This is a genomic window from Streptomyces sp. NPDC000151 (assembly GCF_040301705.1).
Taxonomy (GTDB): Bacteria; Actinomycetota; Actinomycetes; order Streptomycetales; family Streptomycetaceae; genus Streptomyces.
In genome coordinates, this window is record NZ_JBEPFC010000308.1 from 1 (window position 1) to 1,419 (window position 1,419).

A 1,419-nucleotide genomic window follows, 5' to 3' on the forward strand; every position below is an offset into this window, starting at 1 on the left:
GGGCAGCGGACGCGCGCGGCCCGCCGAGGAGCCGCGCGGCACCACGCGCGCGGCGATCATCGCGCGGGCGAAGGCGTGGATCGCGGCCCGGGTGCCGTACAACATGAACGGCTACTGGTCCGACGGCTACCGCGAGGACTGCTCGGGCTTCGTCTCGATGGCCTGGGGGCTGGGCAGCAACCAGTGGACCGGATCGCTCAGCCGGTACGCCGTGCGGATAACGAAGGACGCGCTGCGGCCCGGCGACATCCTGCTGTACCACAACACGGGGAACCCCTCGGCAGGGTCGCACGTGACCGTCTTCGGCGGCTGGGCGGACGCCTCCCGGAAGAAGTACGTCGCGTACGAACTGGCTCCGCAGCACGCCCGCAAGAAGGTCACCCCGTACGCCTACTGGAGCAACGCCGACAAATATGTGCCCTATCGCTACCGGAACCTGATCGACAGCGGAGTCCCCGACGGCGGTCTTCCGGACGGCGGTCTGCCCGACGGCGGGCTTCCCGAGGGCGGGCTCCCGGACGGTTTCTCGTCCGCCTTTCCCGGCCTGGGGCACTTCGGGCCCGGCGCCCACAACGCGTGGGTGACCGAGCTCGGGCGGCTGCTGGTGGCCCGCGGCGGCGGCGCGTTCTACCGCGCGGGGCCCGGACCGCGCTGGAGTTCGGCGGACCGCGAGGCCACCCGGGCCTTCCAGCGCGCCCAGGGGTGGCGCGGCGCGGAGGCCGACGGCCTTCCCGGGCCGGACACCTGGGCGTACCTCTCCGGCGGCAAGGGCCGGAACATCGGCGGCCACGCGGCCGGCGGCAAGGCGGGCGGCTTCCCCGGCGTCCGGCACTTCCGGCCCGGTCAGTCCGGCAGCCACGTGACCCGGCTCGGCCGGCAGCTCGTACAGAAGGGCTACGGCAAGCACTACACCTCGGGCCCCGGACCGCGCTGGTCGGAGGCGGACCGCCGGAACGTCGAGGCGTTCCAGCGCGCGCAGGGCTGGCGCGGCGCCGAAGCGGACGGCTACCCGGGCCCCGAGACCTGGCGGCGACTCTTCCTATGACGGAGCAGACGGAGCACTTCATGGCAGGCAGAACGGACAGCGGACAGCCGGAGACCGCGTTCCCGGCGGAGCCGGGATACACAGCGGGGGCCGAGGGCTACGGACCGGCGCCGCGGATGGTCCCCCTGATGGACCCGGACACGGGACTGCCCTTCGTGGACGAATTCGGCGTCGCGGCCGGACCCGCGCCGACGGGCTCGGGGCAGGTCCCCACGGACTCCGCCGGCCCGGTACCCACCGGCCCACCCCCCGCCCCGTACTGGGCGGCCGCCTCGGAGCCGATCCCCGACCCGGCGCCCGTACGCCTGGCCTCCGCCGGCGGCCGGAACGGCGGCGCGGTGGCCATCGCGGTACGCGACTACGGCGTCGGGCTG

Annotated in this window: 1 protein-coding gene and 1 pseudogene; both read left to right on the forward strand. The window is 74.6% G+C overall.

What is annotated here, in order from left to right:
• The coding region (locus tag ABT381_RS35745; RefSeq protein ID WP_351602281.1) for a peptidoglycan-binding protein at positions 1-1,045 on the forward strand (1,045 nt) is incomplete at its 5' end.
• A 20-nt stretch (positions 1,046-1,065) separates the two neighbouring features.
• Positions 1,066-1,419 (forward strand): annotated as a pseudogene (locus ABT381_RS35750) (hypothetical protein); the annotation flags it as partial.